The organism is Pseudarthrobacter raffinosi (genome assembly GCF_023913835.1).
In the GTDB taxonomy this organism is placed as follows: Bacteria; Actinomycetota; Actinomycetes; order Actinomycetales; family Micrococcaceae; genus Arthrobacter; species Arthrobacter raffinosi.
In genome coordinates this window covers 37,295-47,388 of the sequence record NZ_JAMXBG010000029.1, presented here as the reverse complement: position 1 = coordinate 47,388, position 10,094 = coordinate 37,295, and the positions used below count along the sequence as shown (strand labels likewise).

The window sequence follows — 10,094 nt, the reverse complement described above, 5'->3', positions numbered from 1 at the left end:
CGAGAACTACAACCAGGACGCCAAACCATTCACCTGGACCAAATCAGCGGACTATCTCCTGGGCAAGATGAAACGCAAACAAACCATTAACACGGAACACTAGCGTGGCCACCATGGGTGCTACCGCACTCCTGCTGACCAGTTGCGGTGCGCCGCCCGAAGCCGGCAGCCCCACCGCGACGGCCACAGACTACACCGGTTGCATCGTTTCCGACTCCGGCGGATTCGATGACCAGTCGTTCAACCAGTCCTCCTACGATGGACTGAAGAAGGCTGAGAAGGACCTGGGCATCAAGGTCAACCAGGTCGAGTCCAAGACCAACAACGACTATGAGCCAAACCTCCGTGCCATGGTTGCCGCTAACTGCGACCTCACCCTGACCATCGGCTTCCTGTTGGGTGACGCCACGAAGACCCAGGCCGCGGCAAACCCGGAGAGCCACTTCGCCATCATCGACTTCGGCTACGACACGCCCATCAGCAACGTCAAGCCCATCATCTACGACACCTCCCAGGCTGCGTTCCTGGCCGGTTACCTCGCTGCAGGCACCACCAAGACCGGAACCGTGGCCACCTTTGGCGGCATCAAGATCCCCACGGTCACCATCTTCATGGACGGCTATGCCGACGGCGTGAAGTACTACAACGAGAAGAAGGGCACCAGCGTCAAAGTCCTTGGCTGGGACAAAGCCTCACAGGACGGCAGCTTTACCGGTGACTTCGAAAAGCAGGACGTTGGCAAGCAGCTCACCCAGAACTTCCTGGACCAGGGCGCGGACATCGTGATGCCCGTAGCCGGTCCGGTGGGCAAGGGCGCCGGCGCAGCCCTGAACGAAGCGAAGGCGGCAGGCAAGGACGTCAAGATGATCTGGGTGGACTCCGATGGCTTCCTCACTGCACCGGAATACAAGGACATCATGCTGTCCTCGGTCATGAAGCTCATGGGCGAGGCCGTTGAGACCGTAGTGAAGGAAGACAAGGAAGGCAAGTTCACCAACACGCCCTACGTGGGCACATTGGCGAACGACGGCGTCCAGCTGGCACCGTTCCACAGCTTCGACTCCCAGGTCTCTGCCGATCTGAAGTCCGAGCTGGACCAGCTCAAGAAAGACATCGTCGACGGCAAGCTGAAGGTCGAGTCAGCAGCAAGTCCCAAGGTATAGGCATCCTCGCCAAGCGCCGCCCCCGGATGGTCTTCGACTGCCCGGAGGTGGCGCTTTGCGTTGCAATGCAGGCCTCCGCGCTACCGCCCACCCGAGGCTGCAGGCACTAGGCTGGTGCTGCAGCCTCCTATCCCGTCCGGTTCCTGTACGGACGCTTCGAGATTGGTCAGAGTTTTGAAACTTGAACTCAGAGGGATCACCAAACGCTTCGGCTCCCTGCTCGCCAACGACCACATTGACGTGGTGGTTGAACCCGGACAGATCCACTGTCTGCTGGGCGAGAACGGGGCCGGCAAGTCCACCCTGATGAATGTGCTGTATGGGCTCTACGAGCCCTCCGAGGGCGAGATCCTCATCGACGACAAACCGGTTTCGTTCCGCGGGCCCGGCGACGCCATGGCCGCCGGGATCGGCATGGTGCACCAGCACTTCATGCTGGTCCCCGTCTTCACCGTCGCGGAGAACGTGGCCCTTGGAGCCGAGACCACCAAGGCCGGCGGCTTCCTCAATCTGGAGGACACCCGCCGCAAGATCAAGCAGATTTCCGACCGCTACGGGTTCGACGTCGATCCCGACGCGCTGGTGGAGGACCTCCCCGTGGGTGTCCAGCAGCGTGTGGAAATCATCAAGGCACTGGTCCGCGACGCCAGGGTACTGATCCTGGATGAGCCCACGGCAGTGCTGACGCCCCAGGAAACGGACGAACTGCTGGACATCATGCGCCAGCTCAAGTCCAGCGGAACCTCGATTGTCTTCATCTCGCACAAGCTGCGTGAAGTGAAAGCCGTCTCGGACACCATCACCGTGATCCGCCGCGGCAAAGTTGTGGGTTCGGCCAGTCCTGGTGACTCCACAGCAGAGCTGGCCTCCATGATGGTGGGCCGCGCCGTCAGCCTCACGCTCGACAAAGCCCCCGCCAGCCCCAAGGAGAAGACTTTCCAGGTCAAGGACCTCACAGTCATTGCTCCGAACGGTCAGCACACCGTGGACGGCATCAGTTTCGACATTGCGCGCGGAGAGATCCTGGCGGTTGCGGGCGTCCAAGGCAACGGGCAGACCGAACTGACCGAAGCCATCCTCGGGCTGCAGGACCGCGTGCAGGGCTCCATTCTCCTGGACAACGTGGAGCTCGTGGGCCGCAGCGTGAAGGACGTCCTCAACGCCGGTGTCGGCTTCGTCCCGGAAGATAGGTCTGTCGATGGCCTGATCGGCACGTTCTCGATCGCCGAAAACCTGATCCTTGACCGTTACGATCAGCCACCGTTTGCCAAGGGCATCAGCATGAGCCCGGCAAAGGTCCTGGAGAACGCGAAATCGCGGATCGATGAGTTCGATGTCCGGACGCCCTCGGGCCTGCTGGCCGCCGGCACCCTCTCGGGCGGCAACCAGCAAAAGGTGGTCATGGCGCGGGAACTGTCCCGGCCGCTGCGCCTCTTTATCGCCTCCCAGCCCACCCGCGGCGTGGACGTCGGGTCCATCGAGTTCCTGCACAAGCGGATCGTGTCCGAACGTGACCAGGGCACACCGGTCATGATCATCTCCACCGAACTGGATGAGGTCATGGAACTCGCCGACCGTATCGCCGTGCTCTACAAGGGCAAACTTGTGGGAATCGTCCCCGCAGGCACCGGACGCGATGTCCTGGGCCTGATGATGGCAGGGATCTCCGCGGAAGACGCGGCCAGCGCAGACCATGCCGGCCCGGTGAAAGCTGACACACCGGCCACTGAAACGCCCCCGGCCGACACGAAGGATGCCGCTACCGCAGAACGCCGTGCAGCCTCCAGCCCCGAAGGAGGCGATCATGTCTGAAAAGCATCCCCCTAAACATGCTGACCAGCACCCGAAACCGCACCAGCCGACCCCGGCGGCGGACGAAACCGCCGCAGGGGTGGCCGTGGACACGGCCGGCGGCACCATCAGCCCTTCAGCCTTACCAGCCAGTGCCCAAAGCGGAAAGCTGCCCGGCGGGCCGGACACGCTGCTCCGGAAGATCTTCACCGGCAGCGGCATGGTCTCAGTCCTGGCGGTGCTGCTGGCACTCGTGATCGGCGGACTGCTCATTGCCGCCACGGACGAACGCGTCGGTGCCACGTCGTCGTACATTTTCGCCCGGCCCACCGATTTCCTTTCCGCGGTCTGGGACGCTGCCACCCGGTCCTATGTGGCGTTGTTCCAGGGGTCCGTCTTCAACCCGAGGGGTTCCAGCCTGGCCGCCCGGTTCGCACCCATGATGGAGACTCTCACCATCGCCACACCGCTCATCACGGCTGGCCTGGGCGTTGCCCTCGCGTTCCGGGCAGGCCTGTTCAACATTGGTGCCCAGGGCCAGATCATCATGGCAGGCATCCTGGCGGCCTGGGTTGGTTTTGCCCTGCACCTTCCCCTGGGCCTGCACCTGTTGCTGGTGCTGGTTGCGGGCATCATGGGCGGCGCTCTCTGGGGTGGCCTGGTTGGCCTTCTCAAAGCCAGGACAGGTGCCCACGAAGTCATCGTGACCATCATGTTCAACTACATCGCCCTTTACTTCCTGCGGTACCTGCTGAACACGCCGGCGTTCCAGCGCCCGGGGGAGTCGAACCCGATCTCGCCCATCCTGGATCCCACCGCGATCTACCCCCAGATTTTCGGCTCGCAGTACCGCCTGCACCTTGGCTTTGTCCTGGCCATCGCGGCCACCGTCCTGGTGTGGTGGCTGCTGAACCGCTCCACCGTCGGCTTTGAATTCCGGGCAGTCGGGGCCAACCCCAAGGCCTCGCTGACCGCCGGCATCAACGTCTCGCGATCCACCATCCTGGTCATGGCAATAGCCGGCGCACTCGCCGGAATGTCCGGAGTGGCCCAGGTGGCGGGCACGGAAAAGGTCCTGACAGACGGCGTCGCTGCAACGTACGGGTTTGACGCCATCACGGTGGCGCTGCTGGGACGTTCGACGCCGTGGGGCACCTTCGCTGCCGGCCTGCTGTTCGGCGCCTTCCGCGCCGGTGCCGTGCAGATGCAGATCCAGACCGGAACGCCCATCGACATCGTTCTGGTGGTCCAGTCGCTGATTGTCCTCTTTATCGCGGCCCCGCCGCTGGTGCGGGCAGTCTTCGGGCTGAACCCCCGCCGCAAGAAGCCGGCCAAGGCCGGCAAATCCCAGCAGGCAGCAACCACCGGAGGCGCAGCATGAGCGCAACAGCAACATCGCCCCTGCCGGGACGCGGAACGCCCGGAACATCGCCCCAGGCCGACGAGGCCCAGCCAACATCCGGCAAACCTGTGCTCTGGAAAACCCCCGTCCTGCTCTCGGCGCTGGGACTCGTCGCTTTTGTTTTCTTCGGCCTGATGGGATCAGCGCAGACCGCAAGGTTCGGAATTTCCACCGGCGGGGATTTCTTCCAGCTGCCCACGCTGGAGGTTCCTGCAATGCCGGGCGGCATCGTCCTCTCGGTCCTGATGCTTGGGCTGGCGGCCTATGCCGTCTATCTGAAGACCAAGGCCCGGCCCACTCCGGCCTGGCTGACCGTCACTTTTACGGTGCTGTTTGTGGCAGCCTTCCTCATCTGGGTGGTGGGCGGTGCCCGGACGCCCAGCATTTCGCTGGCCGGACTCATCGCCGGTTCGGTCACCCTGGCCGTCCCGCTGGTGTTCGGCTCTTTGTCCGGCGTGCTGTGCGAGCGGGTCGGGGTAGTCAACATCGCCATCGAAGGCCAACTCCTGGGCGGCGCCTTCACCGCGGCAATCGTGGCCAGCATTACGCAGAACCCCTTCGTGGGCCTGCTTGCGGCCGCTGTGGCCGGCGCGGCGGTGTCCATGGTGCTTGCGGTGTTCAGCATCAAGTACCTGGTCAACCAAATCATCGTCGGCGTGGTGCTCAACGTCCTGATTTCCGGCGTCACCGGCTTCCTGTTCAGCACTGTTATGCAGGCGGACAAAGCCAAGTTCAACTCACCGCCCGGCCTGGACATCGTCCAGATTCCCATCCTCTCCGGAATCCCGATCCTCGGCCCCATCCTGTTCAAGCAGTCGCTGGTTGGCTATCTGATGTACGTCGCCGTCATCGTTGTCTGGGTTGGGCTGTTCAAAACCAAGTGGGGCCTTCGGGTCCGCGCTGTGGGTGAACACCCGCAGGCAGCCGACACGATGGGCATCAAGGTCAACGCCACGCGCTTCTGGAACGTGACCCTGGGTGGTGCCATTGCAGGAATCGGTGGCTCGTTCTTCACGCTCGTGGCGATCGACAGCTTCACGAAGGAGATCTCCGGCGGACGAGGCTTCATCGCACTCGCCGCGCTGATCTTCGGACGCTGGAACCCGATCGGCGCGTTCTTCGCCGCCCTGCTGTTCGGCTTTGCAGACAACCTGCAGAGCATTGTGACCATCATCGGAACCCCGGTGCCGAGCCAGTTCATGGCCATGCTGCCCTACCTGGTGACGGTGCTGGCCGTGGCCGGGCTGGTGGGCAGGTCCCGGCCACCGGCAGCCAGCGGCATCCCGTATGTCAAGGGTTGACGGCCGTGGAACAGGATCGGGTTTCGCTTCCCATCGACTGGCAGGCCTTGGAGGCCGCGGCCGTGGACGCCATGAAAAACGCCTACACCCCGTATTCGAAGTTCCCGGTGGGGGCCGCGGCCTTCACCGAGGACGGGCGGCTGGTCAGCGGCTGCAACGTGGAGAACGCCAGCTACGGGCTCTCCCTGTGTGCTGAATGTGCCCTGGTGGGAAACCTGCACATGACCGGCGGCGGGTTGTTGCGCGCCTTCTACTGCGTAGACGCTGCGGGCAACGTGCTGATGCCGTGCGGCCGCTGCCGGCAGCTTCTCTATGAATTCCGCGCGCCTGACATGGAGCTTATGACCACCCAAGGCATCAAAACCATGGACCAGGTGCTGCCCGACGCATTTGGTCCCCAAAACCTGGAGGATCCAAGGTGACACAGGCAACTGAGGCATTCGACGCCGTCGACATCATCCGCACCAAGCGGGACCGGGGCGCCCTGAGCCCGGAGCAGATCGACTGGACCATTGACGCGTACACCCGCGGGGTCATCGCCGACGAACAGATGGCCGCGTTGAACATGGCCATCCTGCTCAACGGCATGGACCGCGCCGAAATTTCGCGCTGGACGGCGGCGATGATCGCCTCGGGCGAACGGATGGACTTCGGCGGCCTCCGGCGGCCCGACGGCGGTGTGAAGGCTACCAGCGACAAGCATTCCACCGGGGGAGTGGGGGACAAGATCACGCTGCCGCTGGCACCGCTGGTGGCAGTGTTCGGCGTGGCCGTGCCGCAGCTGTCCGGCCGCGGGCTGGGCCACACCGGCGGCACCCTGGACAAGCTGGAATCGATCCCCGGCTGGCGGGCGGCCCTGAGCAACGACGAAATGATGGCGCAGCTTCAGGACGTGGGCGCCGTGATCTGCGCTGCAGGGGCGGGGCTGGCGCCGGCGGACAGGAAGCTCTACGCACTGCGGGACGTCACCGGCACGGTCGAGGCGATCCCGCTGATCGCCTCCTCGATCATGAGCAAGAAGATCGCCGAAGGCACGGGGTCCCTGGTCCTGGACGTGAAGGTGGGTAGTGGAGCCTTTATGAAGGACGAGGTCCGGGCACGCGAACTGGCCGAAACCATGGTGGCCCTCGGCAAGGACGCGGGAGTGAACACCGTGGCGCTGCTGACCAACATGAACACCCCGCTCGGCCTCACCGCAGGCAACGCGATCGAAGTGGAGGAATCCGTGGAGGTCCTGGCCGGCGGCGGCCCGGAAGACGTCGTCGAACTCACCGTCCGGCTGGCCGAAGAAATGCTGGCCTGCGCTGGCGTACACGACGCCGATCCGCGCGCCGCGTTGAAGGACGGCCGGGCCATGGACGTCTGGAACCGGATGATCGAAGCGCAGGGCGGAGATCCGCGCGCCAAGCTGCCGGTCGCCAAGGAATCCGAGGTCATCTACGCCCCGGCCGACGGTGTCCTGGTAGGGCTCGATGCCTTGGCAGTGGGCGTTGCGGCGTGGCGCCTCGGCGCGGGACGTGCCCGCAAGGAAGACGCCGTCCAGGCCGGTGCAGGGATCCGCATGCATGCAAAGCCTGGTGCCACGGTCCGTGCCGGCGAGCCGCTGATGACGCTGCTCACGGACACGCCGGAAAAGTTCGCACGCGCCAAGGAATCTCTTGAACACGCCGTCACGGTTGCCCCGGAAGGGTCGCGCCCGGCCCAGCAGCTCATCATCGACCGAATAGCATAGGGACAATGCAGGCCATCAATGAATTCATCCTTGCCGCCGCCGGGCAGCCGTGGGTGCTCCTCCTTGTGCTGGCCTGCTGCCTGATCGACGGGTTTTTCCCGCCTATCCCCAGTGAATCCGTGGTGGTGGGGCTGGCCGCAGTGGCCGCCACCGCGGACGTCCCCAATCCCTGGCTGCTGATGGCCGTCGCGGGCCTGGGCGCCTTCTCAGGCGACAACATCGCGTATGTCATTGGCCGCCGGGTGGGTACCCGGCGCTGGCACTGGATGCGCGGACCGCGGATGCAAAGTGCCTTCCGATGGGCAGGAGACGAGCTGAGGAAGCGGCCGGCGTCGCTCATCCTGGTGGCGCGGTTCATCCCTATCGGAAGGGTTGCCGTTAACCTCACCGCGGGCGTGACCCACTATCACCACTTGCGTTTCGTCGGCCTGACGGTCCTTTCCGCCACGCTCTGGGCCTCCTACTCGGTGGGTATCGGGTTGTTCTTCGGCCAGTGGTTCGAGAACAACCATCTGCTCGGCGCGGCCATCGCAATCGTCTGCGCCGTGGGCCTTGGAATCGTGGTGGATCTGATCATTAACCGCATCCGGGGAAAGGTTCCTGTGGTGGAGCGCCTGAAGGATCCGGAACCCTAGGGTTTGCGGCGTCCGTGCGTAGCGGGCAGGGTCCCGGGCATGGGACACTGAAGAGCGACTTACGTCACTTCCGGCTGCATCATTTCGTCTAGGAGCAAGACCCGCGTGGAGTTTATTAATGAGGCCGTGCTCCATGCAGCGGGCCAATGGTGGATCTACCCGGTCCTTCTGGTGTTCTTCTTCATCGACGGCTTTGCCATGGTGGTCCCCAGTGAGACGCTGATTGTGGCGTTGGCCGCGTTTTCCCGGCACAGCGGTGAACCGAATCTCTGGATCCTGGGCGCGACAGCACTGGTCGGTGCCATCGCCGGCGACAACATGGCCTTTATGCTCGGCCGCAGGATCGGCCTCAACCGCTGGAAGTGGATGCGGCGTCCCAAAGTGCAGAAGGCCTTCGGCTGGGCACGGTATGAACTCGAAAAACGCGGCGCCGTCCTGATCTTCACGGCGCGCTATATTCCCTGGGGCCGGGTGGCGGTCAACTATGTGGCCGGCAGTACCGGCTTCGCGCACCGCCGGTTCTTCCTGCTGGATGCCTTCGCCTGCATCACGTGGGTGGGGTACTCCATCGGCATCGGGATCCTGGCCAGTTCGTTCCCCTGGCTCCACCACAACCCGCTGCTCAGCGCAGGCATTGCCGTGGTGTTCGCGATCGTGCTGGGCATCCTGATCGACCACCTCCTGCGCTGGTGGCACAAGCACCTGGCCCGCAATGACGCCGAAACTGTGGATGAATGGCTCGACGGCGGCCCGGAAGGTGCCCTGCCCGCGCACACCGCGGCTTCGCCGCTGCTGGCGTCCTCCCCGGCTGAGGCTGAGCAGCGCGGACAGTAGCGGCTGGCATAAGCCGCTTCCCGACCCTAAGGTTGGAAGGTGACTGAGCCTATTGTTGACGCTGCCCCTGCCATCGATTTCGACCTGAAGAGCCTGCCTAAGGTTTCGCTCCACGACCACCTGGACGGTGGTCTCCGTCCAGCCACCATCATCGAACTGGCCGAGGCCGTTGGCCACACGTTGCCCTCTACCGATCCGGTGGCCCTGGGCGAGTGGTTCCGCGAGTCCGCGGACTCCGGCTCGCTGGTCCGCTACCTGGAGACGTTCGACCACACAGTCGCCGTGATGCAGACCAAGGAAGGCCTCATCCGCGTCGCCAAGGAATTCGTGGAGGACCTCGCGGACGACGGCGTGGTGTACGGCGAAGTGCGCTGGGCACCGGAGCAGCACCTCCAGAAGGGCCTGTCCCTGGACGAGGTTGTTGAAGCAGTCCAGGATGGCCTCGAAGCCGGCGTGGACGCCGTGACCGAAAGCGGCCGCGAAATCCAGGTGGGTCAGCTGATCACCGCCATGCGCCACGCAGACCGTGGCCAGGAAATCGCGGAACTGGCTGTCCGCCACCGCAACAAGGGCGCTGTGGGCTTTGACATCGCCGGGGCTGAAGACGGCTTCCTCCCGTCCCGGTTCAAGGACGCCTTCACGTACCTCGCCCAGCACAACTTCCCCGCGACGGTACACGCCGGCGAGGCCGCCGGACTCGAAAGCATCCAGTCCGCCCTCGTTGACGGCCGGGCACTGCGCTTGGGCCACGGCGTCCGCATCGCCGAGGACATCATGGTGGAGTTCGACGACGAAGACGACGACAGCACGGTGAGCGACGAGGACAGCATCGGCCTGGTCACCTTGGGCGACCTGTCCAGCTGGATCCGCGACCGCGGCATCGCCCTGGAGATCTGCCCGTCATCGAACCTCCAGACCGGAGCGATCGCCGGTTTCGGCGAGGGCATCGAGAGCCACCCGCTGGACATGCTGTACCAGCTGGGCTTCAACGTCACCATCAACACCGACAACCGGCTGATGAGCGGCGTCACCCTGACGGACGAGTTCGAACTCCTCGTGGAAACCTTCGACTACGACCTCGACGATCTGCTGGAGCTCACGCTGAACGCTGCCGAGGCCTCCTTCCTGCCGCTTGAAGAGAAGGAAGCGTTGGTGGAGTACATCAACGACGCCTACGACAACCTTGGCTGAGCAGGCTCCCATCGACAGGCTGGTCGCTGTCGTAGCCCAGCTGCG

9 protein-coding genes are annotated in these 10,094 nt (G+C 64.2%); all 9 read left to right on the top strand.

Annotation, left to right across the window (positions count from 1 at the left end; all coding sequences use genetic code 11):
- The first annotated feature begins 113 nt into the window (after positions 1-113).
- Positions 114-1,163, top strand: coding sequence for a BMP family lipoprotein (locus NG697_RS19890; RefSeq protein ID WP_252607794.1), 1,050 nt, complete (start codon positions 114-116; stop codon positions 1,161-1,163).
- A 174-nt stretch (positions 1,164-1,337) separates the two neighbouring features.
- On the top strand, positions 1,338-2,975 hold the full coding sequence (locus NG697_RS19885; protein ID WP_252602434.1) for an ABC transporter ATP-binding protein: 1,638 nt from the start codon (positions 1,338-1,340) through the stop codon (positions 2,973-2,975).
- On the top strand, positions 2,968-4,335 hold the full coding sequence (locus tag NG697_RS19880) for an ABC transporter permease (RefSeq protein ID WP_252607795.1): 1,368 nt from the start codon (positions 2,968-2,970) through the stop codon (positions 4,333-4,335). Before NG697_RS19885 ends, NG697_RS19880 begins: the two co-directional genes overlap by 8 nt.
- Positions 4,332-5,657: an ABC transporter permease gene (locus tag NG697_RS19875; RefSeq protein ID WP_252602428.1), complete on the top strand. Its 1,326-nt coding sequence runs from the start codon at positions 4,332-4,334 to the stop codon at positions 5,655-5,657. The genes NG697_RS19880 and NG697_RS19875 overlap by 4 nt, the downstream gene beginning before the upstream one ends.
- Positions 5,654-6,079 (top strand): cytidine deaminase, encoded by a 426-nt coding sequence (locus NG697_RS19870; RefSeq protein WP_374209955.1) that lies wholly within the window; start codon positions 5,654-5,656, stop codon positions 6,077-6,079. Before NG697_RS19875 ends, NG697_RS19870 begins: the two co-directional genes overlap by 4 nt.
- Positions 6,076-7,389 (top strand): thymidine phosphorylase, encoded by a 1,314-nt coding sequence (locus NG697_RS19865; protein WP_252607797.1) that lies wholly within the window; start codon positions 6,076-6,078, stop codon positions 7,387-7,389. The genes NG697_RS19870 and NG697_RS19865 overlap by 4 nt, the downstream gene beginning before the upstream one ends.
- Positions 7,390-7,394: 5 nt before the next feature.
- Positions 7,395-8,024 carry a DedA family protein gene (locus NG697_RS19860; protein ID WP_252607798.1) on the top strand — a complete coding sequence of 210 codons (630 nt, stop codon included), beginning with the start codon at positions 7,395-7,397 and terminating at the stop codon, positions 8,022-8,024.
- A 105-nt stretch (positions 8,025-8,129) separates the two neighbouring features.
- Complete coding sequence (locus tag NG697_RS19855) at positions 8,130-8,858, top strand: DedA family protein (RefSeq protein WP_252602417.1); 729 nt, start codon at positions 8,130-8,132, stop codon at positions 8,856-8,858.
- 39 nt (positions 8,859-8,897) lie between these two features.
- A complete protein-coding gene (locus NG697_RS19850; RefSeq protein ID WP_252602415.1) occupies positions 8,898-10,049 on the top strand; it encodes an adenosine deaminase in 1,152 nt (383 codons plus the stop codon).
- Positions 10,050-10,094 lie beyond the last annotated feature (45 nt).

What these genes read in the sequence shown, in the direction of transcription:
- NG697_RS19890 (WP_252607794.1), top strand. Translation starts at nt 114, where the DNA reads ATGGGTGCTACCGCACTCCTGCTGACCAGTTGCGGTGCGCCGCCCGAA.
- NG697_RS19880 (WP_252607795.1), top strand. Translation starts at nt 2,968, where the DNA reads ATGTCTGAAAAGCATCCCCCTAAACATGCTGACCAGCACCCGAAACCG.
- NG697_RS19875 (WP_252602428.1), top strand. Translation starts at nt 4,332, where the DNA reads ATGAGCGCAACAGCAACATCGCCCCTGCCGGGACGCGGAACGCCCGGA.
- NG697_RS19860 (WP_252607798.1), top strand. Translation starts at nt 7,395, where the DNA reads ATGCAGGCCATCAATGAATTCATCCTTGCCGCCGCCGGGCAGCCGTGG.